This is a genomic window from Streptomyces sp. NPDC002817, assembly GCF_053592055.1.
Genome location: NZ_JBSFUY010000017.1, coordinates 104,234 through 126,851 on the forward strand (window position 1 = coordinate 104,234; position 22,618 = coordinate 126,851).

At 71.0% G+C, this 22,618-nt stretch carries 23 protein-coding genes and 1 pseudogene; 17 read left to right on the forward strand and 7 right to left on the reverse strand.

What is annotated here, in order from left to right; genetic code table 11:
* Positions 1–72 precede the first annotated feature (72 nt).
* The 8 genes from ACWD3I_RS28485 (at position 73) to ACWD3I_RS28520 (ending at position 5,732) form a co-directional block, all read left to right on the forward strand.
* Positions 73–726, forward strand: a complete 654-nt coding sequence (locus tag ACWD3I_RS28485; protein WP_365405532.1) for a response regulator transcription factor — start codon at positions 73–75, stop codon at positions 724–726.
* On the forward strand, positions 726–1,904 hold the full coding sequence (locus tag ACWD3I_RS28490; RefSeq protein ID WP_365405535.1) for a sensor histidine kinase: 1,179 nt from the start codon (positions 726–728) through the stop codon (positions 1,902–1,904). The genes ACWD3I_RS28485 and ACWD3I_RS28490 overlap by 1 nt, the downstream gene beginning before the upstream one ends.
* A gap of 82 nt (positions 1,905–1,986) precedes the next feature.
* A complete protein-coding gene (locus tag ACWD3I_RS28495) occupies positions 1,987–3,177 on the forward strand; it encodes a polyamine ABC transporter substrate-binding protein (protein WP_365405538.1) in 1,191 nt (396 codons plus the stop codon).
* A gap of 112 nt (positions 3,178–3,289) precedes the next feature.
* Positions 3,290–3,646: a sortase-dependent protein gene (locus ACWD3I_RS28500; RefSeq protein ID WP_365405541.1), complete on the forward strand. Its 357-nt coding sequence runs from the start codon at positions 3,290–3,292 to the stop codon at positions 3,644–3,646.
* Positions 3,643–4,254, forward strand: a complete 612-nt coding sequence (locus ACWD3I_RS28505; RefSeq protein WP_365405544.1) for a class F sortase — start codon at positions 3,643–3,645, stop codon at positions 4,252–4,254. Before ACWD3I_RS28500 ends, ACWD3I_RS28505 begins: the two co-directional genes overlap by 4 nt.
* Positions 4,251–4,742 (forward strand): RNA polymerase sigma factor, encoded by a 492-nt coding sequence (locus ACWD3I_RS28510; protein ID WP_046261921.1) that lies wholly within the window; start codon positions 4,251–4,253, stop codon positions 4,740–4,742. Before ACWD3I_RS28505 ends, ACWD3I_RS28510 begins: the two co-directional genes overlap by 4 nt.
* Entirely contained in the window at positions 4,726–5,160 is a 435-nt protein-coding gene (locus ACWD3I_RS28515) for a hypothetical protein (RefSeq protein WP_365405547.1), read from the forward strand. Before ACWD3I_RS28510 ends, ACWD3I_RS28515 begins: the two co-directional genes overlap by 17 nt.
* Positions 5,161–5,216: 56 nt before the next feature.
* Complete coding sequence (locus ACWD3I_RS28520; RefSeq protein ID WP_365405550.1) at positions 5,217–5,732, forward strand: hypothetical protein; 516 nt, start codon at positions 5,217–5,219, stop codon at positions 5,730–5,732.
* On the opposite strand, the gene ACWD3I_RS28525 is transcribed toward ACWD3I_RS28520, so the two are convergent.
* Positions 5,725–6,873, reverse strand: coding sequence for a serine hydrolase domain-containing protein (locus tag ACWD3I_RS28525; protein WP_365405553.1), 1,149 nt, complete (start codon positions 6,871–6,873; stop codon positions 5,725–5,727). The two genes, ACWD3I_RS28520 and ACWD3I_RS28525, sit on opposite strands and share 8 nt — an antisense overlap.
* A 279-nt stretch (positions 6,874–7,152) precedes the next feature.
* On the opposite strand from ACWD3I_RS28525, the gene ACWD3I_RS28530 reads away from it, so the two are divergent.
* Complete coding sequence (locus tag ACWD3I_RS28530; protein ID WP_365405556.1) at positions 7,153–8,814, forward strand: RNA polymerase sigma factor; 1,662 nt, start codon at positions 7,153–7,155, stop codon at positions 8,812–8,814.
* On the opposite strand, the gene ACWD3I_RS28535 is transcribed toward ACWD3I_RS28530, so the two are convergent.
* Entirely contained in the window at positions 8,796–9,179 is a 384-nt protein-coding gene (locus ACWD3I_RS28535) for a winged helix-turn-helix transcriptional regulator (RefSeq protein ID WP_365405559.1), read from the reverse strand. The genes ACWD3I_RS28530 and ACWD3I_RS28535 overlap by 19 nt on opposite strands.
* Between ACWD3I_RS28535 and ACWD3I_RS28540 the strand changes: the two genes are divergently transcribed.
* Entirely contained in the window at positions 9,178–9,771 is a 594-nt protein-coding gene (locus ACWD3I_RS28540; RefSeq protein ID WP_365405562.1) for an NADPH-dependent F420 reductase, read from the forward strand. The genes ACWD3I_RS28535 and ACWD3I_RS28540 overlap by 2 nt on opposite strands.
* Here ACWD3I_RS28540 and ACWD3I_RS28545 read toward each other — a convergent pair.
* A complete protein-coding gene (locus tag ACWD3I_RS28545) occupies positions 9,768–10,454 on the reverse strand; it encodes a glycerophosphodiester phosphodiesterase (protein WP_365405565.1) in 687 nt (228 codons plus the stop codon). The two genes, ACWD3I_RS28540 and ACWD3I_RS28545, sit on opposite strands and share 4 nt — an antisense overlap.
* A 40-nt stretch (positions 10,455–10,494) precedes the next feature.
* Positions 10,495–11,556: an adenosine deaminase gene (locus tag ACWD3I_RS28550; protein ID WP_365405568.1), complete on the reverse strand. Its 1,062-nt coding sequence runs from the start codon at positions 11,554–11,556 to the stop codon at positions 10,495–10,497.
* A 1,275-nt stretch (positions 11,557–12,831) separates the two neighbouring features.
* On the opposite strand from ACWD3I_RS28550, the gene ACWD3I_RS28555 reads away from it, so the two are divergent.
* Positions 12,832–13,341, forward strand: a complete 510-nt coding sequence (locus ACWD3I_RS28555; RefSeq protein WP_365397958.1) for a DUF4190 domain-containing protein — start codon at positions 12,832–12,834, stop codon at positions 13,339–13,341.
* Positions 13,342–13,384: 43 nt separating this feature from the next.
* On the opposite strand, the pseudogene ACWD3I_RS28560 reads toward ACWD3I_RS28555, so the two are convergent.
* Together ACWD3I_RS28560 and ACWD3I_RS28565 are read right to left on the reverse strand one after the other, a co-directional pair.
* Positions 13,385–13,517 (reverse strand): annotated as a pseudogene (locus ACWD3I_RS28560) (DUF1768 domain-containing protein); the annotation flags it as partial.
* 851 nt (positions 13,518–14,368) lie between these two features.
* Positions 14,369–14,935, reverse strand: coding sequence for an NADAR family protein (locus tag ACWD3I_RS28565; protein WP_365397961.1), 567 nt, complete (start codon positions 14,933–14,935; stop codon positions 14,369–14,371).
* 208 nt (positions 14,936–15,143) lie between these two features.
* Between ACWD3I_RS28565 and ACWD3I_RS28570 the strand changes: the two genes are divergently transcribed.
* The 6 genes from ACWD3I_RS28570 to ACWD3I_RS28595 are packed head-to-tail and all read left to right on the forward strand — an operon-like array spanning position 15,144 to position 22,334.
* Entirely contained in the window at positions 15,144–16,679 is a 1,536-nt protein-coding gene (locus ACWD3I_RS28570) for a gamma-aminobutyraldehyde dehydrogenase (protein ID WP_365397964.1), read from the forward strand.
* Between the two features lie 54 nt (positions 16,680–16,733).
* A complete protein-coding gene (locus ACWD3I_RS28575) occupies positions 16,734–17,981 on the forward strand; it encodes a polyamine ABC transporter substrate-binding protein (protein WP_365397967.1) in 1,248 nt (415 codons plus the stop codon).
* Entirely contained in the window at positions 17,978–19,141 is a 1,164-nt protein-coding gene (locus ACWD3I_RS28580; RefSeq protein WP_365397970.1) for an ABC transporter ATP-binding protein, read from the forward strand. Before ACWD3I_RS28575 ends, ACWD3I_RS28580 begins: the two co-directional genes overlap by 4 nt.
* The gene (locus ACWD3I_RS28585) at positions 19,141–20,070 is read left to right on the forward strand and encodes an ABC transporter permease (RefSeq protein ID WP_365397973.1); all 930 of its coding nucleotides are present in this window, start codon (positions 19,141–19,143) and stop codon (positions 20,068–20,070) included. The genes ACWD3I_RS28580 and ACWD3I_RS28585 overlap by 1 nt, the downstream gene beginning before the upstream one ends.
* A complete protein-coding gene (locus tag ACWD3I_RS28590) occupies positions 20,071–20,871 on the forward strand; it encodes an ABC transporter permease (protein WP_365397975.1) in 801 nt (266 codons plus the stop codon).
* Positions 20,872–20,906: 35 nt separating this feature from the next.
* Positions 20,907–22,334, forward strand: coding sequence for an NAD(P)/FAD-dependent oxidoreductase (locus ACWD3I_RS28595; RefSeq protein ID WP_365397978.1), 1,428 nt, complete (start codon positions 20,907–20,909; stop codon positions 22,332–22,334).
* Here the strand turns inward: ACWD3I_RS28595 and ACWD3I_RS28600 are convergent, their stop codons facing one another.
* Positions 22,335–22,559: a hypothetical protein gene (locus ACWD3I_RS28600; RefSeq protein ID WP_365397980.1), complete on the reverse strand. Its 225-nt coding sequence runs from the start codon at positions 22,557–22,559 to the stop codon at positions 22,335–22,337.
* Between the last annotated feature and the right edge of the window lie 59 nt (positions 22,560–22,618).

Below are 22,618 nucleotides of genomic sequence, written 5' to 3' on the forward strand. Positions count from 1 at the left end.
CGCCGGCGTGGTTACGGCACGGGAACGGCCGTCCTTACCGCCGTGTAACCCCCCGCCCGCGACACTGACCGCATGCGTGTGCTGGTGGTCGAGGACCACGAAGAGCTCGCCGAGACCGTCGCCTCGGGGCTGCGCCGGGAGGGGATGGCGGTCGACCTCGCCTTCGACGGACCCACCGCGCTGGAACGCGCCCAGGTCAACGGCTATGACGTCGTCGTGCTCGACCGCGACCTGCCCGGCGTGCACGGGGACCAGGTCTGCCGGACGCTCGCCGAGGGCGGCAGCCGGGCGCGGGTGCTGATGCTGACGGCGTCCGGAACGGTGGCCGACCGGGTGTCGGGGCTGGGCCTGGGGGCCGACGACTATCTGCCCAAGCCCTTCGCCTTCACCGAACTCGTCGCCCGCATACGGGCCTTGGCGCGACGTGCGCAGCCCGCGCTGCCGCCGGTCCTGGTCCGCGGGGAGCTGCGGCTCGACCCCGCCCGGCGTACCGTCACCCGAGCCGGGTGCCAACTGCCGCTCAGCCCGAAGGAGTTTGCGGTGCTTGAACTCCTCATGGCCGCACAGGGCGGGGTCGTCTCCGCGGAGGAGCTGCTCGAACGCGCCTGGGACGAGGCCGCGGACCCCTTCAGCCAGACCGTGAAGGTCACGGTGAGCCGGCTGCGGCGGAAGCTGGGCGAGCCGCCGCTGATCGAGACGGTCGAGCGGGCCGGGTACCGGCTCTGATGCGGCTCCCGTCCTGGCGGGTACGCGGCCCGCACAGCATCCGGTGGCGGCTCACCCTGCTCTACAGCGCGCTGTTCGTCGTCGCCGGGGCGGTGCTGCTGGCCTTCACCTATGTGCTCGTGGCCAACTCCGAGCCGTCCCTCACCGCGGGCTCACCACCGCGGCTGACCGAGCGGGCCGAGGGCCCGAGCACGCCGGACCCGCCCACGGTCGCGTCGTACGTCGAGAAGCGGCTGTCGGTGCAGCGCTCCGAGCAGCTGCACGAGCTGCTGATCGAGTCGGCCCTGGCGCTGGCGGTGATGACCGTCTTCTCCCTGGCCCTGGGCCGGCTGATGGCCGGACGGGTCCTGGACCCCCTGCGCACCATGACCGCGGCCACCCGCCGTATCTCCGCCGACAATCTGCACGAGCGGCTCGCCGTGGCCGGACCCGACGACGAGCTGAAGGCGATGGCGGACACCATCGACGCCGTACTCGCGCGACTGGAGGGTGCGTTCGAGGCGCAGAAGGCCTTCGTCGCCAACGCCTCGCACGAGCTGCGTACCCCGCTCACGCTCCAGCAGGCCGTCGTCGACGTGACCCTCGCGGACCCCGACGCCTCCGTGGGGACCCTGCGGGCGGCGCTGCTTCGGGTGCGGGCGGCGGGGGAGGAGCAGGAGCGCATGATCGACGCCCTGTTGACCCTCGCCCGTAGCCAACGGGGCTTGGAGCGGCCGGAGTTCGTCGACCTCGCGGCGATGGTGCGGGAGCGGCTGCCGGGGGCAGGGGTGCGGGTCGAGGCCCGGCTGGAGCCCGCGGCCGTGCTCGGGGATCCGCAGCTCATCGAGCGGCTGGTCGTCAATCTCACGGACAACGCCGTGCGGCACAACCTGGCCGAAGGCGAGGCGAGTTGGGTGCGTGTGTGGACCGGCGTGGACGTCATGGGCCGACCCGGGCTGCGGATCGAGAACAGCGGGCCGGTCATCCCGGCGGACCAGGCGGCCGGGCTGTTCCAGCCGTTCCGGTGCCTCGGGCCGGAGCGGGTACGCAGGCGTGACGGACTCGGGCTCGGCATGTCCATCGTCGCGGCCGTCGTCGCCGCGCACGGCGGCTGGGTGCGGGCCACCACCCGCCCACAGGGGGGACTGACGGTGGAGGTCGGTCTGCCGCCGTCGGCTCCCGCGCTCCCCGGCGGCTGATCGACAGAGTGTCCGCCACCTGCTCCATGGCTCGACGCAGCGTCGATTGTCCGGCCACAGGTGCGCGCGGCATGCTGCCGGAATGGCCCTCCCACTGCAGAAGCCCCGGCTCACCCGCCGCTCCCTGCTGCGCGCGCTCGGCGGTGGCGCGGCGCTGGGCGGCCTCGCCGGGTGCGGGGTGCCCGCCGCGTACGTGTCCGCCGGTGACCGTGCCGTCCCCGACCGGTCCGCCACCGACAGGCGGCTGACGTGGGCGAACTGGCCGCTCTACATCGACACGGACGACGACGACTCGACGAAGCGGCCGACACTGGACGCCTTCGGGAAGAAGACGGGGATCACCGTCGACTACGTCGAGGAGATCAACGACAACGACGAGTTCTTCGGCAAGATCAGCCCCGCGCTGATGAACCACCAGCAGACAGACCGCGATCTGATCGTCATCAGCGACTGGATGTGCGCCCGGTTCGTCCGGCTCGGCTGGGTCCAGGAGATGGACCGCGCGAACCAGCCCAACGTCACGAAGTACCTGGACCCGCTGCTGAGGTCGCCCGCCTTCGACCCGGGCCGCAGGTTCACGGTGCCGTGGCAGTCGGGCATCACCGGCATCGCCTACGACCACCGCAGGCTGGGTCGCGAGATACGGAGCGTCAAGGATCTCTGGGCGAGCGACCTCAAGGGCCGGGTGACCCTGCTCTCCGGGCTCGACGAGGCGTTCGCCCTGCTCATGCAGGGCAACGGCGTCGACATCAGGAAGTGGAGGGCGGCCGACTTCCACGCGGTCTGCGACCAGGTCGAGCAGCACGTCCGCAGCGGCCGGATCCGCCGCTTCACCGGCAACGACTACACCAAGGACCTCGTCACCGGCGACGTCCTGGCCTGTCAGGCGTACTCCGGCGACGTCATCCAGCTCCAGGCAGACAACCCCGACATCCGCTTCGTCGTCCCCGAGGAGGGCGCCGAGCTGTGGTCGGACTCCCTGATGATCCCCGATCGCGCCCTGCACAAGTCGAATGCCGAGCGGCTGATCGACTACTACTACGAGCCCGAGGTCGCCGCGGAACTCGCCGCGTGGGTCAACTACGTCTGCCCGGTCCCGGCGGCCCGGGAGATCCTCGCCGCCTCCGACGACAAGGACACCGCGGAACTCGCCGGGAACCCGCTGATCTTCCCCGACGACGAGATGCGTGAACGGCTCGTGATCGCAAGGGACATCACGGCGGAGGAGCGGGTGGGGTTCGCGAAGCGGTGGAACGCCATCGTGGGGCTGTAGGCCGCCCCTTCCACGGCTTTGCCATCTCTTTACAACCCCCTCGGTCGCTGCCTCGTCTCTCCGCTCGATCCGTCCCGCACCCCGCGGGCGGACCGACGAAAGAGAGCGATTGATGCGCCGAACCGGCCTCAGTGCCCTGGCCCTCGCGTGCGCCGCCGTACTGGCGGGCGCGGTGCCCGCGTTCGCCGACGAGACCGCGACCCCAAGCGCCGTCCCCAGCGCCACGACCGCCCCGAGCGCGGCGCCGAGCGGGTCCACCGCCCCCAGCGCCGAACCGACTGCCTCTCCGACCCAGGCACCGGCCTCGGACCAGGTCTCCGTCGTGCCCAGCGGGGCGCCCGACACCGGCGTGGCCTCGTCCGGGTCCGGCGGCACGGGCGCGCTGGTCGGCGGGGGCGCCGCCTCGGCCGTCGTCCTGGGCGGCGGGGCCGTCCTCCTCGTACGACGTCGGCGGGCGACCGGCGCGTGAGCCCGCTCTCCAGGCGTGCCTTCACCGCGGCGGCGCTGACCACGCTGCTCGCGGGGTGCGGCGGCCAGGGGGCCACGAGCGGGAGGACCACGACAGAGGGCAGCCCCTCCAGTACGCCGTCGTCCGTCAAGTCGGCCACTCCGCAGGGCCGTTCGGTCCCGGTGCGGCTGCGGATACCGGAGATCGGGGTCGACACCCCCGTCATGCGGCTGGGGCTGGCCCCGGACGGCACGATGCAGGTGCCTCCCGTCACCGCGCACGACCAGGCGGGCTGGTACGAGCACTCGCCGACACCGGGGCAGACCGGTCCGTCGGTGCTCCTCGGCCATGTCACGGTCGGCTCGTACGGGGACGGGGTCTTCCGGCGGCTGGGGGAACTGCGCCGGGGTGACCGCATCGAGGCGCGCCTGGAGAACGGCGGCACGGCGGCCTTCGCCGTCACCGAGGTCCGTACGGTCGACAAGGCCGATTTCCCGGCCGGGGCCGTGTACGGGAACGTCGACCGGCCCGAGCTGCGTCTCATCACATGCGGCGGACCCCGGACCGGTGCCGGGTACCGCGACAACGTGATCGTCTTCGCCGCGTCCATCTCTGCAGGAGAACGTTGAAACGGTCCCGAGAGAGGGCGGCGTCCGAGCTGTTCGCCGCCCTCTACCCGCGCCTCGCCGGCTGGTGCCGCCGGCTCGTCGACGACGACGAGACGGCCCACGAGATCGCCTCGGAGGCCTTCACCCGGCTGTGGGCACGCTGGACGGCCGTGGAGGAACCGCGCGGGTTCCTCTATGTCACCGCGGCGAACCTCGTCCGTGATCACTGGCGCAAGCTGGAGCGCGAGCGCAGGGCCGTACGCCGGGCCGGCAACGAGGCCGCGGTCAGCCCGTACAACGAGCAGGCCGACCCCGCCGTACGACTGCTCGTCCAGTCCCTCCCCGAGCGACTGCGCGTCCCGATCCTGCTCCACTACTACGCTGACATGCCGATCCGAGAGGTGTCCGTGCTGACCGGACGCAAGGAAGGGACCGTCAAGGCCGACCTCCACGCGGCCCGCGAACTGCTCCGCGCCCACCTGAGGAGAAGCCTTGATCACGCGCCCTGACGACGACCCGGACCTCGACCCGGACGACCCGCTCACCATCCTCCTGCGGCCCCCCGCCGACCACCTCGGCCCGCCCCCCGGCCGCTACGTGGCGATCCGCCGCGGCGCGACCCGGCGCAAGCTGCTCCGCGCGGCGGCCGGAACCGCCGTGGTCTGCGGTCTCGCCGCCGCCGTCCTGCTCCCGCTGCGGCTGACGGCGTCCGAGGCCCCCGCGTCCCCGACGGTCCCGCTCGCACCGCCACCCGCGAGCAGTTCCCCGACCGAGCCGCCCTCGACCCCGCCCCCTTCGGACGGGCAGCCGTCGGCCGTGCCGTCTTCGCCGGCGACGTCGGTACCCGTCAGCTCCGGCACCCCGTCGGCCTCGCCGTCCACGGCGCCCACCGCCGCCGCTGAGCCGACGCCCACGGAGCACCCGTAGAAGCGGCCGCCGAAAGATATTTTGAACATGTTCAATTCCAGGCGTACGCTCCTGCCATGAGCGACAGAGCCGCCCTGCTCAAGGGCATTCGCGCCTGGTTGGTCCTGTTCGTCGTGTGCCTCGTGCTCAGTGGCGCCACGGCCTTCCCCCTCGTCCACGAACTGCGCTGGACCGAGGACCTGTTGCGGCACCTGCCCACCCCCGACCCCCTGATGGACTGGATCGCGCGGGTCGGCCAGGGCCTCGACACCGCCGACACCGACTACCCCTTCCTCCTCTACGGCACCGACTGGCTGGCCTTCGCGCACCTCGTCATCGCGGTCGCCTTCTACGGCGCGTACCGCGACCCCGTCCGCAACATCTGGGTCGTCGAGTTCGGGATGATCGCCTGCGCCGGGATCATCCCGCTCGCGCTGATCTGCGGGCCGATCCGGGGGATCCCGTTCTGGTGGAGCGTGATCGACATGTCGTTCGGGGTGTTCGGGGTGGTCCCCCTGTACGTCGTCCGCAGGAAGATCAAGCGGCTGGAGGCGCTCACCCCGGGCAACGTATGGGCCGTGCCGGCTACTTGACCGCGGCCATGATGATCCCGGTGACGACCGGGTTCGCGTCCGCGCTCTTCGCGTCGGTGGCGTTGACCGAGTAGGCGACGGTGCGGCTCAGGTCCACGGTGGCGGCGATCGCCGAGCTGTAGCCGTACCGGCCCCCGGACTTGACCCAGTAGACCGTCCCCTCGATCTCGAAGCGCTGGAGGCCGCCCGCGCTGTAGCTCGCGCCGGTGATGTCCGTCGGGACCGCGAACACCTCCTTCATCCGCGACTTCGGCACGATCCGCCCCTGGAAGAGCGCGGTGATCAGCCGTTCCAGGTCCGCGGTCGTGGAGATCATGTCCCCGGCCGCGAACCGGTCCGCCTGGTTCCACTCCGTGACGTCCAGGAACTCGGTGGTCCCGTCGGCCCGCTCCACCCTCTGGTAGCCGAGGTTGTGCGGGCCGCGTATGCGGGGGTCGGTGCCCGGGAAGTAGGTGTCCCGCATTCCGGCCGGCGCGAGCACCAGCCGGGTGGCCTCGGAGGCGTACGGCCGGCCGGTCACCTTCTCGATCAGCAGGCCGAGGAACGTGTAGTTGATGTTGAGGTAGTGCTGCTGCTTCCCCGGGCAGAACTCCGGCTCCTTCGCGCCCGCCGACGCGGCGACCCGCTGCGGGGTGAGCGTGTCGAAGCGGTGGGCGTACACCTCCTCGAAGGTGGTGCCGAGGCCGTCGCCGGCCGGGATGCCACTGGTGTGGTCGAGCAGCTGCCGCACGGTGATCGGCCGGAACCGCTTGCCGAGCAGGCCGGGCAGATAGCGCTGGACCGGCTTGTCCAGGTCGATCCGCCCCTCGGCCGCCAGACGCAGCACGGCCGCCGCCGTCACCACCTTCGTCGTCGACCCGGCCCGGAACCGCGCGTCCGGGTCCGCCGCCCGGCCGCTCTCCAGGTCGTGCACGCCCGCGCTGCCCCGCCAGCTGCCGCCGCAGCCGCCGACCCGGACCAGCGCTGCGGTCGCGTCCGCGTTCGGGAGCCCGGCGAGTGCGGCTCTCAGGGCCTTGGCGTCCGGCGCGTCCGAGGTGCACTCGGCGGCGGCCGGCGCCGCGGCGAAGGCGGGGGCGGCGAGCGGCCCGGCGGCGAGGGCGAGAGCCAGGGAGAGGGTGACGACAGACGTACGGGTGCGCATCGGATGCTCCAAGCGATCGGCGTGGTGATCATCGTCTGCCGGTACGCGCCCGCCGGGATCGTCGGCGAGGAGGGCACCGCACCCTGGCGGAACCCTGACCAACTCCCTTGGCCTGTAAGGGGGTTGTGCGGGGTCGCCCCTAAGGGAGGCCCCGGCGCGCGAAAAAACTGTTATCCCGGAAGCCTTCACTCCGTCTCCACGCTGTGATCTCCGGCATAGCCAGGACCCCGGGGCCGCCTGAGAGGGTGCGTGCAGAACCGAACCGAGGGACGGAACGACGTGGACACGCGGCAATGGCGCGACACCATCGCGGCCGCGCAGGCCGGTGACCGGCAGGCGCTGGACGACCTGGTCGCGGGCTGGCTGCCGCTGGTCTACAACATCGTCGGCCGCGCCCTGAACGGTCACGCCGACGTCGACGACGTCGTCCAGGAGACCATGCTGCGGGCCGTCGACAACCTCGGTTCGCTGCGCGACCCGGACAGCTTCCGGTCCTGGCTGGTAGCCATCGCCATGCGCCAGATACGGGACCGGGCCCGGCGCCGCACGGCCCCCGCCCCGCTGGAGGAGGCCACCGCGAGCGGCGCCGCCGACTTCGCCGAACTCACCGTCCTCAGACTCCAGCTGGAGGGCCAGCGGCGCGAGGTCGCGGAGGCGGTGCGCTGGCTCGACGACGAGGACCGGCAGCTGCTGTCGCTGTGGTGGCTGGAGGTCGCGGGCGAGCTGACCCGGCGCGAGCTGGCGGCGGCCGCCGGTATCAGCAGACAGCACGCCGCGGTGCGCGTCCAGCGGCTCAAGGAGCGCGTGGAGACCGCGCGCGGCATCGTGCGGGCCCTCGACGGCGCCTGCCCGGACCTGCGCGAACTGACCGGCCGCTGGAACGGGCGGCCCGACTCCGTCTGGCGCAAGCGGCTGGCCCGGCACATCCGGGGCTGCGGCTACTGCGGGGACACTCACGAGGCCGTCGTACCGGCGGAACGCCTTCTCGTCGGTATCGCCCTCGTCCCGCTCCCCGTCGGCTTCACCCTCTCCCTGGCCCTCGGCGGCAAGACGGCGGCCGCCGCCACCGCCGCGGCCACGTCCGTCGGCTGGTCCGCCAAGGCGATGGCCGCCCTCACCCAGCCCGTCGTCGCGGTGACGGCGGGGGCGACGCTCGTGGCGGGCGGCGCGTACGTCGTCACGCAGCCCTCGGACAGTCCGCCGCCGCGCGTCATCGCCGGCCCCACGGCGGCGAGCACGGCCCGCCCACCGGTGACGATCTCCCCGTCGGCGACCCCGTCTCTCTCACCGTCGCCGTCCCCCACACCGAAGAAGGTCGATCTCTACGGCACGGTCGTCGACGCCGTCGACCAGGCCCCCGACCCCGACGCCCGGCCCGCCGCCCTGCCGCACCGCCCCGAGTCCGGCATCACCAGCACCTGGGGCGCCAAGGCCGTCATGCAGCACCGCGGCGAGAAGGTGACGCTCAGCGGGCAGGGCTATGTCCTGGTCCGCTGGCAGATCGCCCCGCAGTCACGCGCCGGCGGGCTGGTCATGCCGACCTGGACAGGCCTGAAGGGCGAGCTCTTCCACGTCGCGTCCGGCGGCGGCCGCCGTATGGACGACGTCTACACCGGCACCGACACGACGGGCATGGGCAGTCCTTCCATCGGCTGGACGGTGCTGCCCGACGGCACCCAGCAGATGTGGCAGAACGAGTACTTCTACCTCGACGGCACCGTCACCCTCAACCAGAACGAACGCGGCGCCGACTACGGCCTCATCGTCTTCCCCTCCACCTGGCAGGCGGCCCAAGAGGACGTCCGGTACGGCCCACCGCAGGGCGCGGTCCGCTACGGTCTGGTCCGCGACAACGGCAAGGACACGGCGCCGGTACCGCAGTACGTCACCCGCGAGAGCCCCGCCGATCCGGCGACGGTGTCTCAGCGCTCCCGCGTGTAGCGGTCCTGCGCCTCCATCACCGCGTCACCGTGCTCGAAGGCCCAGGCGCCGAAAGCGTCGATCGGGGCGAGCAAGGTCCTTCCCAGGCCGGTGAGTTCGTACGCGAAACGGCTTCCCTCGGACGCGCGGCGGTGGACCAGCCCGTTGAACTCCAGCCGCCGCAGCGTCTCGGTGAGCACCTTCTGGCTGATGCCGCCGATGCGGTCCTTCAGCTCCCCGTGGCGCACGGGACCGTCCCGCAGCGCCCAGAGCACCACGGCGTTCCAGGTGTTGGAGAGGAGGTCGAAGGCGAGGCGGGCGCGGCAGTCGGCGAGGTGCGTCACGTACCGAATGGTGCCCGAGCGGCTCTCTACAGTCCTGCCCATGCGAATAGGGATTCTCGGTACGGGCGCGATGGCGGACGCGCTGGGCACGCAGTGGCGGCGCGCGGGACACGAGGTGGTGGCCGGGAGCCGGTCACAGGGAGGGGTGCGGGACGCGGCCGCGTCCGGGACGGACGCGGTGCTGCTCGCGGTGCCCTACGAGGCGGTGGTGGAGGTGGTCGCGGGACTCGAAGAGGTGCTGCGCGGACGGGTGTTGATCGACTGCACCAACCCGGTGGGCCATCCCGGCTTCCGGCTGCTCACAGCGGGCGGCCCGTCGGCCGCCGAACGGATCGCGGCCACCGCACCGGCCTCTCGGGTGGTCAAGGCCTTCAACCTCTGCCACGAGGACGTCTGGCGCCTGACCCCGCCGGTCTTCGACGGCCGCCCGCTGGCCGTGCCGCTGTGCGGGGACGACGAGGAGGCCCTGGATGTCGTACGACGACTCGTGCGCGACCTCGGTTGTGAGCCGCTGAACGCCGGCGGGCTGGAACGGGCCGGGCTGGTGGAGGCGACGGCGGCGCTGCTGATCGGGCTGTGGGTGGGGGAGAGGGCGGACGCGCAGGCCATCGCGCCCCCGCTCCAGTGGGCCTAGTCCTCGTCGCGCAGGGCGCAGAGGGCATCGACGCGGTTCGTGGTGATCGAGTCGACGCCCGCCGCGATGAGACGGCGCATCGAGCGGACCGTGTCGGGGGTCCAGACGGAGACGAGGCAGCCGTCGCGGTGGACGCGTTCGGCGAGGGCCTTGTCGACCAGCCCGAACCGGTAGTTGAGCCAGCGCGGGCGGACCGCCTCCAGCAGGGCGGGGCGCGGCGGGGCCAGTGACGTCCAGGTCAGGGCGATCTCGGCGGCGGGGTCGGCGGCGCGTACGGCCAGCATGGCGGCGGCGCCCGCGCAGTAGTACACGCGGTCCTCGGCCCCGTGCTCCCGTACGACGTCGACGACCCGGCGGGCCGCCTGCACGTCCGGAGTACCCGGCAGGTCGAGCATCAGCCGGGCCCCTTCGGCCACGGCGAGGGCCTCGGCGAGCGTCGGCACCCCGCCGTCCGTCAGTCCCCGCACCTCGTCCGACGACAGGGACTTGAGCGGCCGGTCGTGCTTCCACAGCCGCTTCAGCGTGTGGTCGTGCAGCAGCACGGGGACGCCGTCCCGGGTGAGGCGTACGTCGATCTCGACGGCGTCCGCGCCCAGTTCGAGCGCGGAACGCAGGGAGTCGAGCGTGTTCTCACGGACGCGGTAGGGGTCGCCGCGATGGGCCACTACGGTCAGCTTCTGCATGGGCCCATTGTGCTGGTGGTCGGGGCCGGTTGTGGCGGGGTCAGGGCGCGAGCCACGCGGTGGTGTACGCGTCGATCTCGTCCTTGACACGGGCCTTGCCGGGCTCGTCGAGGAAGGACGCCTCGACCGCGTTCCCGGCGAGGTCGGCCAGGCCGCGCTCGTCGAGGTCGAGGAGGCGGGCGGCGACGGCGTACTCGTTGTTCAGGTCGGTGCCGAACATGGGCGGGTCGTCGGAGTTGATGGTGACGAGGACGCCGGCCTTCGCGAACTCCTTGATCGGGTGCTCGTCGAGGTGGCGCACCGCGCGCGTGGCGATGTTGGAGGTCGGGCACACCTCCAGGGCGATCCGCTCCTGGGCGAGGTGCGCGAGCAGCTTCTCGTCCTGCGCCGAGCTGGTGCCGTGTCCGATGCGCTCGGCGCGCAGGTGGGTCAGCGCGTCCCAGACCGTCTCCGGGCCGGTCGTCTCACCGGCGTGCGGCACCGAGTGCAGGCCGGCCGCGATCGCGCGGTCGAAGTACGGCTTGAACTGCGGCCGCGGTACGCCGATCTCGGGCCCGCCGAGCCCGAAGGAGACGAGGCCCTCGGGGCGCAGACGGTCGTCGGTGGCGAGCCGTACAGTCTCCTCGGCGGCCTCCAGGCCCGCCTCGCCGGGGATGTCGAAGCACCAGCGCAGCACGGTCCCGAACTCGGCCTCCGCCGCCTTGCGGGCGTCCTCGATCGCGTCCATGAAGGCGCGTTCGTCGATACCGCGACGGGTCGAGGAGAACGGGGTGATGGTCAGCTCGGCGTAGCGCACCTGCTGCCGGGCCAGGTCGCGGGCCACCTCGTACGTCAGCAGACGTACGTCCTCCGGCGTGCGGATCAGGTCGACGACGGACAGGTACACGTCGACGAAGTGGGCGAAGTCCGTGAAGGTGAAGTAGTCGGCCAGCGCCTCGGGGTCGGTGGGGACCTTGGAGTCGGCGTGGCGGGCGGCCAGTTCGGAGACGATCCGGGGGGAGGCGGATCCTACGTGGTGGACGTGCAGTTCGGCCTTGGGCAGCGAGGCGATGAAGGCGTGCAGGTCGCGCGGGACGCTGGGGTCGATGAGGTGCTCGGTCAAGGTTCCTCCCCGGAACGGCGCCCTCGGCCGGCGTGCGGCGGGCGCGGGTGATCGGCTGATCGATGACTCGGGGATCATCGTAGGCCGACCGGGCGGGGGGAGGGGCGCTGGTCGTAGCATGACGGGCATACGACGGAGGGGGTCCCGAGCATGTCCGACGAGGCGCGGCAGCCGGCAGGCGAGGCGCACGGGTCGACTCCGTCGGCTTCCGGGGGGCAGCGGGGTGAGGCGGTCGCTTCCGGGGGGCAGCGGGGTGAGGCGGTCGCTTCCGGGGGGCAGCGGGGTGAGGCGGTCGCTTCCGAGGGGGAGCGGGATGGGCTGACGGCTCCGTGGGTGGGGTTGGACAAGGGGATGTCTTCCGGGGCGGGGGCGGGCAGCTCGGACGAGGCGGGGGAGCGGGATGGGCTGACGGCTCCCCGGGTGGGGTTGGACAAGGTGTCGTCTTCCGGGGCGGGGGCGGGCAGTACGGACGAGGCGGCGGAGCGGGTCGCGGAGGGCCGTGGTGAGCGGGGAGCTTGGGCGCCGCCTGCGGGTGACGGGGTGACTGGGCAGACGGTTTCGGCGGAGGACGTGCCGTTCGCGCCGACGGCGTCGGAAGGGGACAGGGCTGCGGGGTCCCGCGCGGCGTTCGGTGACTCATGGTCCGGGCCGGCTGCCTCCGAGGACGCGGCGCCTGTGGTCGGGACTCCGTCCTCCGCGTCGGCCGGCGACGCCTCTGCGACGCCGTCCCACGACGCGTCTTCCTCGCCCGCCGGTCAGGGTGCCGCCGGTGATGCGCCTTCCGGGCCGCCGATCGCACCCGTGGATTCCGTCGGCCCGGGCACCACCCTCGCCTCGAACGATCCGCTGTCCTGGCCACCCCCGTCCGTCCACGACCGGCGACCGACCACGTCGACGCCGGGCGCTGACGCTTCGGCCCCGGGACAGCAGGGCACGCCGCTGTCGCAGCCGTGGGCAAACCCGTTCGCACCGCCGGGCCCGGCAACACCGACCAGCGGTCCGGCGAACCCCTTCGCACCACCGGGAGCGTTGGCGAGCGGCCCGTTCGGCCCGCCGTCCGGTGCGGCGGGCGGTTCCGCCGAGGCTTCGGCTTCGCCGGGTGCTCCGGTCGGTGGCCCTGTCACTCCGTTCGGCCCGCCGTCCGGTGCGGCGGGCGGTTCCGCCGACCCTTCGGCTTCGCCGGGAGCTCCGGCCGACGGCCCGGCCAACCCGTTCGCCCCGCCGTCCGGCCCGGCAAGCGGCGCGACCGACCCGTTCGGCCCGCCGGAGACGTTGGTGAGCGGTTCCGCCGCCCCCTTCGTGCCGCCGGGCGCACCGGCGGTCGGCTCGGCAACCCCCTTCGCCCCGCCGTATCCCGGGCCTCCGGCAAACCCCTTCGCAGCCCCGGCCGGCCCCGCCCCCTACGCCCAGGACAGTCATGTCCCTCCGCCGCCCATCGCCCCCGACGGCCCGGGCCAGGTGCCCTACGGCTATCCGGGCGGCGGGTACGGCTACCCGGGTGCCGCACCGCAGGGCTACTACGGCTGGCCCGGCATGCAGCCCCTGCCCAGCAACGGCATGGGCACCGCCGGACTCGTGCTCGGCATTCTCTCGGCCCTCGTGTTCTGCCTCTGGCCGCTGGCGATCGTCCTCGGCATCCTCGGTGTGATCTTCGGCGCGATCGGTCGCGGCAAGGCGCGCAAGGGCGTGGCCACCAACCCCGGGCAGGCCCTGGCCGGGATCATCTGCGGAGCCGCGGGCATCGCACTGGGCATCGGCATGGTCGTACTGCTGGTCGTGGCATAGGCAGAAGCGCGACCTGAAGGGACACGGGGCCGGAGTCGTGCCGTTATACGGCGCCGCAGCGTGCGCGCGACCGGCCCGTAGTGGCCCGAGCCTCCATCAATGCGAAGCCCAGCAGGTCCGGTCCCCGCCACGGCTCCGGGTCCAGCGCCCCTCGCCGCAGTCGCGAGTCCGATCCCCCGTGGGTCCTCACCACCCCTTGCCGATCTCCTCGGCCGCAGGTGCCCAGCCCGGTCCGCTCAAGCGTCGCCGGTCCTCACCCGCAACCGATCCCGTGCCTTCATCAAAGCGACCGCCCCCACGGATTCGCCCTCGTCGCAGCCGCGAGTCCGATCCCCCGTGGGTCCTCACCACCCCTTGTCGATCTCCTCGGCCGCAGGTGCCCGACCTGGTCCGCTCAAGCGTCGCCGGTCCTCACCCGCAACCGTTCCCGTGCCTTCAGCAAAGCGACCGCCCCCACGGATTCGCCCTCGTCGCAGCCGCGAGTCCGATCCCCCGTGGGTCCTCACCACCCCTTGCCGATCTCCTCGGCCGCAGGTGCCCAGCCCGGTCCGCTCAAGCGTCGCCGGTCCTCACCCGCAACCGATCCCGTGCCTTCAGCAAAGCGACCGCCCCCACGGATTCGCCCTCGTCGCAGCCGCGAGTCCGATCCCCCGTGGGTCCTCACCACCCCTTGCCGATCTCCTCGGCCGCAGGTGCCCGACCCGGTCCGCTCAAGCGTCGCCGGTCCTCACCCGCAACCGTTCCCGTGCCTTCAGCAAAGCGACCGCCCCCACGGATTCGCCCTCGCCGCAGTCGCGAGCCCGATCCCCCGCGGGTCCTCACCACCCCTTGCCGATCTCCTCGGCCGCAGGTGCCCGACCCGGTCCGCTCAAGCGTCGCCGGTCCTCACCCGCAACCGTTCCCGTGCCTTCATCAAAGCGACCGCCCCCACGGATTCGCCCTCGCCGCAGCCGCGAGCCCGATCCCCCGCGGGTCCTCACCACCCCCCTGCCGATCTCCTCGGCCGCACACACCCGACCCGGTCCGCCTAAGCGCCACCGGCCCCCCGCAACCGATCCCTCGCCTCCATCAACGCGAACCCCAGCAGATTCGGCCCCCGCCACCGCTCCGGGTCCAGCGCCCCCTCGTCCGTGGCCGTGAGACCGATTCCCCATACCCGGTCCACCGGGCTCGCCTCCACCAGCACCCGCTCTCCGGTGCCCAGGAGGAACGAGCGCAGCCCGGCGTCCGCGCCGAACTTGTGCACGCTGCCCTCGACGACGATCCCGAAGCGCTCGCGCTCCCAGGTGGCCTCGTCGAAGCCCCGGACCAGTCGCCCTTCCTTCTTCGCGACCGAAGGATGTCCGGCGGCCAGCACCCGCCGTTCCGCCTCCGTGTCGTCGAACAGCCGCGCCTTGCCCGCCATCATCCAGTGCTCGGCGGTCGCATAAGTGACTCCGTCCACCACGAACGGTGACGGCCACCACTGGCTCAGACAGCTCGCCCCGATCCGGCCGTCCGGCAGCGGGCGGTGTCCCCAGAAGTGGAGGTACTTGACCCTCGCCCCCGTCCGGACCGCCCTGACCAGGGTGTCCCGAGAATCGATCTTCATCATGCATGCGAGTCTGGCAGGCACCACTGACACTCCGTCCTGGCTTTTCCATGCTGGCTCGACACCTGGTCGACAGATTTCGTCGCGTAACTAAAAGGCAACAACGGAATCCCTTGTCGGACGCCACTTGCTCTGTCAGGATCGGCACTCAAATCGAGCTGGAGCTACGCCCCGCCTGCGGGAACGTGAGCCGGCGGCGGAGGAGAGCGACATGCACAACCCGGGCAACGCCACCCCGGACCGATTCCCCGCGCAGGAGCGCTTCGCGGACGGTGCGCAGTACATCGCGGGCCGCCTCACGAAGGGCACCTCAGGACGGACGCACGCGGTCGTCGACCCCGCGACCGGCGAGGAGGTCTACACGTACGAGCTGGCGAGCACCGCCGACGTGGACGCGGCCGTCGCCGCCGCGCGCGACGCCTTTCCGGCCTGGGCCGCCACGACGCCTGGCGAACGCTCGGACGCGCTGCACCGCTTCGCCGCCGTGCTCGCCGACCGCGCCGAGGACTTCGCCCGCGCCGAGTCCCTCCAGTGCGGCAAGCCGCTGAAGCTGACGCGTGAGTTCGACGTGCCGGGGACCATCGACAACACCGCCTTCTTCGCGGGCGCGGCCCGGCATCTGCAGGGGCAGTCGGCCGGTGAGTACTCCGGCGACCACACCTCGTACGTCCGCCGTGAGCCCATCGGCGTCGTCGGCTCCATCGCGCCCTGGAACTACCCGCTCCAGATGGCCGCCTGGAAGGTCCTCCCGGCGATCGCCGCGGGCAACACGATCGTGCTCAAGCCCGCCGAGCTCACCCCCCTGACCTCGCTGCTCTTCGCGCAGGCCGCCACCGACGCCGGGATCCCCGACGGTGTCATCAACATCGTCAGCGGGACCGGGAAGGAAGCGGGCGAGCATCTCGTCGGGCATCCCGACGTCGCCATGACCTCCTTCACCGGGTCCACCGCCGTCGGCAAGCGGGTCGCCGAGATCGCCACCGCCACCGTCAAGCGCATCCACCTGGAGCTCGGCGGCAAGGCGCCCTTCGTGGTCTTCGACGACGCCGACCTGGACGCGGCCGTCAACGGCGCCGTCGCGGGCTCGCTCATCAACACGGGCCAGGACTGCACGGCCGCCACGCGCGCGTATGTGCAACGTCCGCTCTACGAGGCGTTCGTGGAGCGGACGGCCGAGCTCATGGCCCAAGTCCGGCTCGGCGACCCCTTCGCCCCCGGTACCGATCTCGGCCCGCTCATCTCGCACGTCCAGCGGGACCGGGTCGCCGCCTTCGTCGACCGTGCGCGTGGCTACGCACGCGTGGTGACCGGCGGGGAGGCTCCTCAGGGAGATCTCAAGAACGGCGCGTACTATCGCCCCACCCTGGTCGCGGACGCAGCCCAGGACAGCGAGATCGTCCAGTCCGAGCTCTTCGGTCCCGTTCTCGTGGTCCTGCCCTTCGACAGCGACGACGAGGGGATCCGGCTCGCCAACGACACCCCGTACGGGCTCGCCGCCTCCGCCTGGAGCCGCGACGTCTACCGGGCGAACCGCGCCACCCGTGAGATCAAGGCGGGCTGTGTGTGGGTCAACGACCACATCCCGATCATCAGCGAGATGCCCCATGGCGGGTACAAGGCGTCCGGCTTCGGCAAGGACATGTCCTCGTACTCGTTCGAGGAGTACACCCAGATCAAGCACGTCATGTTCGACAATACGGCGGTCGTCAGGAAGGACTGGCACCGCACGATCTTCGGGGACCGATAGCCGTATACAGGCCGCCCGACCCGCGGCCGATCCTCCCGAAAGGGCACCACGCGCATGGAGCAGTACGAGCCCGACCGCCTGAGCCCGGCCCAAGTGGCCGCCATGCGGCGCAGCTTCCAGGGCGGCCGGGCCGCCATGACCCGGCGGTCCCTGTTGCGCGCCTCCGCGGGCGGCGCGCTCGCGGTCGGCGGCCTCGGGGCCCTGACCGGCTGCGGTATCCCCGCGGCGGGCAACACCAAGGGCGGAGTCTCCGCGGAGGACCACTCGGCGAAGGAGAAGGTCGTCAACTTCTCCAACTGGACCGAGTACATCGACGTGGACGAGAGCGAGAAGCACCACCCCACGCTCGACCAGTTCAAGCAGCGGACCGGCATCACGGTCAAGTACACCGAGGACATCAACGACAACGTCGAGTTCTTCGGCAAGATCAAGCCGCAGCTCGCCGCCGGCCAGGACACCGGCCGCGACATCATCGTCCTCACCGACTGGCTCGCGGCCCGGCTGATCCGCCTCGGGTGGGTCCAGAAACTGGACCCGTCGAACCTGCCCCATGCGTACACCAACCTGTCGGCGCAGTTCCGCAACCCCGACTGGGACCCCGGCCGTGCCTACTCGTACGTCTGGCAGGGCATCTCGACCGTCATCGCGTACAACAAGAAGGCCCTCGACGGCGTCGAGGTGAAGTCCCTCTCCGACCTGCTCGACAACCCCAAGCTCAAGGGCAAGGTCGGCTTCCTGTCGGAGATGCGCGACAGCATCGGCATGACCCTGCTCGACATGGGCAAGGACCCGGCGAACTTCACCGCCGACGACTACGACGCGGCCGTGGCCCGCATCCAGAAGGCCGTCGACAACGGCCAGATCCGCCGCTTCACCGGCAACGACTACACCTCCGACCTGAGCAGCGGCGACTTCGCCGCCTGTATCGCCTGGGCCGGTGACGTCGTCCAGCTGAAGGCGGACAGCCCGGACATCGACTTCCTGATCCCGGACAGCGGGTACATCACGTCGACCGACAACTTCCTGATCCCCAACAAGGCCCGTCACAAGACGAACGCCGAGCGGCTCATCGACTACTACTACGAGCCGAAGCCGGCCGCCGAGCTCGCCGCGTACATCAACTACGTGACGCCGGTCGACGGGGTGAAGGCCGAGCTGGAGAAGCTCGACCCGGATGCGGCGAACAACCCGCTGATCATCCCGGACAAGGCCATGGCCGCGAAGTCCCACGCCTTCCGCTCGCTGAGCTCGAAGGAAGAGACCGAGTTCGAAGAGAAGTTCGCGAAGCTGACTGGGGCGTGACCACCGTGACGAACAAGACAGACAACACCGGCGACGTCCGCCTTTCGGGCATCAGCAAGACGTACGACAACGGCTTCACCGCCGTGAAGCCGCTGGACCTGACCGTGCCGCAGGGCTCCTTCTTCGCCCTGCTCGGTGCCTCCGGCTGCGGAAAGACCACCACCCTGCGGATGATCGCGGGGCTGGAGGAGCCCACCACGGGTACCGTCTCGCTCGGCGAGCAGGACGTGACCAACCTGCCGCCCTACAAGCGGCCGGTGAACACCGTCTTCCAGTCCTACGCCCTCTTCCCGCACCTCGACATCTTCGAGAACGTCGCCTTCGGCCTGCGCCGGCGTGGCATCAAGTCGGTGAAGAAGCAGGTCGAGGACATGCTGGAGCTCGTCCAGCTCGGCGAGCAGGCCCGCAAGAAGCCGCACCAGCTCTCCGGCGGCCAGCAGCAGCGGGTCGCCGTGGCCCGTGCGCTGATCAACACCCCCAAGGTGCTCCTCCTCGACGAGCCCCTCGGCGCCCTCGACCTCAAGCTGCGCCGCCAGATGCAGCTGGAGCTCAAGCGCATCCAGACCGAGGTCGGCATCACCTTCATCCACGTCACGCACGACCAGGAGGAGGCCATGACCATGGCCGACACGGTCGCCGTGATGAACGCGGGCCGCGTCGAGCAGCTCGGCTCGCCGACCGACCTGTACGAGAACCCCAACACCACCTTCGTCGCCAACTTCCTCGGCACGTCGAACCTGATCGAGGCCGAGGTCGACTCCAAGAGCGGCGACGACATCGTCCTGAAGGCCGGCGGCGGCAAGCTCGTCCTGCCCGAGTCGCGATGCTCGGCGCCCACCCAGACCGGCGGCAAGGTGCTGGTCGGCGTCCGCCCGGAGAAGATCTCCCTCACCCACGCCGACGACGCGGGCGAGATCCCCGAGGGCCGCAACCGCATCACCGGCAAGATCGCCAACGGCAGCTTCATCGGTGTCTCCACGCAGTACGTCATCGACAGCGCGGTCTGCCCCGAGTTCGAGGTCTACGTCCAGAACATCGAGCGGGACTCCCGGCTCGTGCCCGGCGCCGACGTCGTCCTGCACTGGAGCCCGGCGCACACCTTCGGCCTCGACGCCGCCCAGGACATCGACGCGGGCCTCGACGAAGCGGTGGCGGTCTGATGACGACCCTCACCGAGGCGCCGCCGCCTCTCTCCCCGACCGCGCCCGAGCAGAAGGCCCCGCGCAAGCGCGGCCGTCTCGTGCCGTACTGGCTGCTGCTGCCCGGCATCCTGTGGCTGCTGGTCTTCTTCGCGCTGCCGATGATCTACCAGGCCTCCACGTCCGTGCAGACGGGCTCCCTGGAGGAGGGCTACAAGGTCACCTGGCACTTCGCCACCTACTGGGACGCGCTGTCCGAGTACTGGCCGCAGTATCTGCGCTCGATCCTGTACGCGGGTTCGGCGACGATCCTGTGTCTGGTCCTCGGCTATCCGCTGGCGTATCTGATCGCGTTCCGCGCGGGCCGCTGGCGGAACCTGATCATGATCCTGGTGATCGCGCCGTTCTTCACCAGCTTCCTGATCCGCACCCTCGCCTGGAAGACGATCCTCGCGGACAGCGGCCCGGTCGTCAGTGCCCTCAACACCCTGCACGTCCTCGACGTCACCAGCTGGCTCGGCTGGACCTCCGGCGACCGCGTGCTGGCCACGCCGCTGGCGGTGGTGTGCGGTCTGACGTACAACTTCCTGCCGTTCATGATCCTGCCGCTCTACACCTCGCTGGAGCGCATCGACACCCGCCTCCACGAGGCCGCGGGCGACCTGTACGCCAAGCCGGTCACGACCTTCCGGAAGGTCACCTTCCCGCTGTCGATGCCGGGTGTCGTCTCCGGCACGCTGCTGACCTTCATCCCGGCCGCCGGTGACTACGTCAACGCGGACCTGCTGGGCTCGACGGACACCCGCATGGTCGGAAACGTCATCCAGTCCCAGTTCCTGCGGATTCTGGACTACCCGACGGCCGCGGCACTCTCCTTCATCCTGATGGCCGCCATCCTCGTCATGGTCACGGTCTACATCCGCAGGTCCGGAACGGAGGATCTGGTTTAAATGGCCTTCGTCAACTGGCTCAAGCGCAAATTCGTCGTCATCGCGGGACTGCTGACGCTCGGATATCTCCTGCTGCCGAACGTCGTCGTGACGGTGTTCTCCTTCAACAACCCGAAGGGGCGCTTCAACTACGAATGGCAGCAGTTCTCCCTGGACGCCTGGAAGGACCCGTGCGGTGTCGCCGACATGTGCGGCTCGCTGTCGATCAGCCTCCAGATCGCGTTCTGGGCGACGATCGGCGCCACCGTCCTCGGCACGATGATCGCCTTCGCGCTGGTCCGCTACCGCTTCCGCGCCCGCGGGGCCGTGAACTCGCTGATCTTCCTGCCGATGGCGATGCCCGAGGTCGTCATGGCCGCCTCGCTGCTCACCCTGTTCCTCAACATGGGCGCCCAGCTGGGCTTCTGGACGATCCTGATCGCCCACATCATGTTCTGCCTCAGCTTCGTCGTCACCGCCGTCAAGGCGCGGGTGATGTCGATGGACCCGAGGCTGGAGGAGGCCGCGCGGGACCTCTACGCCGGCCCGTTCCAGACCTTCGTCCGGGTCACCCTGCCGATCGCGGCGCCGGGAATCGCGGCGGGCGCGCTACTGGCTTTCGCGCTCTCCTTCGACGATTTCATCATCACCAATTTCAACGCGGGCTCGACCGTCACCTTCCCCATGTTCGTCTGGGGCTCGGCACAGCGCGGCACACCCGTTCAGATCAACGTGATCGGTACGGCCATGTTCCTGGTCGCCGTACTGCTCGTCCTGACCTCTATGGTCATCAGTAATCGCCGTAACAAGCAAAAGGCATAAGCCTTTCAGAGAACCCTCTGTAGGGAGTTGAAATCATGGCCCCAAGCGCCATGAGCCGTGGCAGTAACTGGACGAAATCCCTTTCCGACGCCCAGCCGGTCCCGTACTGGCTGGACGACGCCGGCAAGCCCCACCCCGAACCCGCCCTCACCGGCGCCGAGACCTGCGACCTGCTGGTCGTCGGCGGTGGCTACAGCGGACTGTGGACCGCGCTCCTCGCCAAGGAGCGCGACCCGCAGCGGGACGTGGTCCTGCTGGAGGGCCGTGAGGTGGGCTGGGCCGCCTCGGGCCGCAACGGCGGCTTCTGCGCGGCCTCCCTCACGCACGGCCTGGGCAACGGGCTGAGCCGCTGGCCGAACGAGATCCACCGGCTGGAGGAGCTGGGCGCCCGCAATCTCGACGAGATCGAGAAGGCGGTCGCCCGCTACTCCCTGGACTGCGACTTCGAGCGCACCGGCGAGATCGATGTCGCGACCGAGACGTACCAGGCGCGGGAACTGCGCGACTGGTACGAGGACATGGAGCGCGCGGGCCTCGCCGAGGGCGTGGAGTTCCTGGACGCCGAGGCCGTGCGGGAGCAAGTCGACTCACCGACATTCCAGGCGGGCCTGTACGACCGCCGGGGCGTCGCCATGCTCAACCCGGCGAAGCTCGCCTGGGGGCTGAAGCGGGCCTGTGTGCAACTCGGCGTCCGCGTCCACGAGCACACCCCCGCCCTGACGCTCAAGCCGTACGGCGCCGGGATGGCCGTACGCACCCCCTACGGCTCGGTCCGGGCCCGCAAGGTCGCGCTCGGCACCAACATCTTCCCGAACCTGGTCAAGCGGGTCCGCTCGTACACCGTCCCGGTCTACGACTACGCGCTGATGACCGAGCCGCTGAGCGGCGAGCAGCTCGCGGCGATCGGCTGGAAGAACCGCCAGGGCCTCGGGGACAGCGCCAACCAGTTCCACTACTTCCGGCTGAGCGCCGACAACCGCATCCTGTGGGGCGGCTACGACGCGGTCCACCACTACGGCGGCCGGGTGCGCGCCGAGTACGACGACCGCCCGGAGACGTACGCCAAGCTCGCCGAGCACTTCTTCACCTGCTTCCCGCAGCTGGAGGACGTCCGCTTCACCCACGCGTGGGGCGGCGCGATCGACACCTGCTCGCGCTTCTCGGCGTTCTTCGGCACCGCGCACCACGGGAACGTGGCCTACGCGGCCGGCTACACGGGACTCGGAGTCGGCGCGACCCGCTTCGGCGCGGACGTGATGCTGGACCTGCTGGACGGCGAGACCACGGAGCGGACCTCGCTGGAGATGGTCCGCAAGAAGCCGCTGCCGTTCCCGCCCGAGCCGTTCGCGTGGACCGGTATCGCGCTGACCAAGTGGTCGCTGGCACGGGCGGACTCGCACGGCGGGCGGCGCAATCTGTGGCTGAGGACGATGGACAGGCTGGGACTCGGCTTCGACAGCTGATCACTCGGAGGTCCGGCCCCGCTCGCTCTCCGGCGGGGCCGGCGGCTCCGGCTCCCGCCGTCCCGGCGACGCGTCCTGACGCTGCCACGCGGCGTACAGCGTGGACAGCCCGATCGCCACGGTGGACACCGCCTCCGGCTCGATCCCGGACAGGACAAGGACCACTCCGGTCACCAGGACCGCGAGGAAGACCACCAGGTCGGTTCGTCGTCGTGGGGTGTGCATTGCCGCCCTCTCTGATCTGATCTCGTGCGAAGCTGCTCCCGTGGGGGAGGGGCAACAGG

Coding starts and splice junctions, on each gene's coding strand:
- ACWD3I_RS28485 (WP_365405532.1), top strand. CDS start 73: ATGCGTGTGCTGGTGGTCGAGGACCACGAAGAGCTCGCCGAGACCGTC.
- ACWD3I_RS28490 (WP_365405535.1), top strand. CDS start 726: ATGCGGCTCCCGTCCTGGCGGGTACGCGGCCCGCACAGCATCCGGTGG.
- ACWD3I_RS28495 (WP_365405538.1), top strand. CDS start 1,987: ATGGCCCTCCCACTGCAGAAGCCCCGGCTCACCCGCCGCTCCCTGCTG.
- ACWD3I_RS28500 (WP_365405541.1), top strand. CDS start 3,290: ATGCGCCGAACCGGCCTCAGTGCCCTGGCCCTCGCGTGCGCCGCCGTA.
- ACWD3I_RS28520 (WP_365405550.1), top strand. CDS start 5,217: ATGAGCGACAGAGCCGCCCTGCTCAAGGGCATTCGCGCCTGGTTGGTC.
- ACWD3I_RS28525 (WP_365405553.1), bottom strand. CDS start 6,873: ATGCGCACCCGTACGTCTGTCGTCACCCTCTCCCTGGCTCTCGCCCTC.
- ACWD3I_RS28540 (WP_365405562.1), top strand. CDS start 9,178: ATGCGAATAGGGATTCTCGGTACGGGCGCGATGGCGGACGCGCTGGGC.
- ACWD3I_RS28535 (WP_365405559.1), bottom strand. CDS start 9,179: ATGGGCAGGACTGTAGAGAGCCGCTCGGGCACCATTCGGTACGTGACG.
- ACWD3I_RS28545 (WP_365405565.1), bottom strand. CDS start 10,454: ATGCAGAAGCTGACCGTAGTGGCCCATCGCGGCGACCCCTACCGCGTC.
- ACWD3I_RS28565 (WP_365397961.1), bottom strand. CDS start 14,935: ATGATGAAGATCGATTCTCGGGACACCCTGGTCAGGGCGGTCCGGACG.
- ACWD3I_RS28570 (WP_365397964.1), top strand. CDS start 15,144: ATGCACAACCCGGGCAACGCCACCCCGGACCGATTCCCCGCGCAGGAG.
- ACWD3I_RS28575 (WP_365397967.1), top strand. CDS start 16,734: ATGGAGCAGTACGAGCCCGACCGCCTGAGCCCGGCCCAAGTGGCCGCC.
- ACWD3I_RS28585 (WP_365397973.1), top strand. CDS start 19,141: ATGACGACCCTCACCGAGGCGCCGCCGCCTCTCTCCCCGACCGCGCCC.
- ACWD3I_RS28590 (WP_365397975.1), top strand. CDS start 20,071: ATGGCCTTCGTCAACTGGCTCAAGCGCAAATTCGTCGTCATCGCGGGA.
- ACWD3I_RS28595 (WP_365397978.1), top strand. CDS start 20,907: ATGGCCCCAAGCGCCATGAGCCGTGGCAGTAACTGGACGAAATCCCTT.
- ACWD3I_RS28600 (WP_365397980.1), bottom strand. CDS start 22,559: ATGCACACCCCACGACGACGAACCGACCTGGTGGTCTTCCTCGCGGTC.